The following is a 271-nucleotide window of genomic DNA, read 5'->3' as shown; positions in this document are numbered from 1 at the left end:
TGAACGTCGCGTTCCAGCCCGTGGAGCCCGCCGAGGAGCCGTTGGCGACGGTGACCTCGCCCTGGAACCCGCCGGTCCACTGCGAGACGACCCGATAAGCGGCCGAGCAGGTACCGGAAGGAGGTACGGTGGCGGGCGTCGTGGTCGTCGTGGGCTGGGGCGTCGGCGTCGCGCTTCCCCCCAAGACCTTTGCCGGTACGGGATACCAGGCGTCGGACATCTTCTGAAAGCCGGTGTCGTTCGGGTGCACGCCGTCGACGTTGTCGGCGAC

Annotated in this window: 1 protein-coding gene; it reads right to left on the bottom strand. The window is 69.0% G+C overall.

Annotation, left to right across the window (positions count from 1 at the left end; translation table 11 throughout):
* The coding region (locus tag IH26_RS0152745) for a cellulose binding domain-containing protein (RefSeq protein WP_030443842.1) at positions 1-271 on the bottom strand (271 nt) is incomplete at both ends.

The organism is Actinoplanes subtropicus (assembly GCF_000721705.1).
GTDB lineage: Bacteria > Actinomycetota > Actinomycetes > Mycobacteriales > Micromonosporaceae > Actinoplanes > Actinoplanes subtropicus.
Note: the sequence above shows the minus strand (reverse complement) of the source record. Positions and strands in the feature narration are given on the sequence as shown.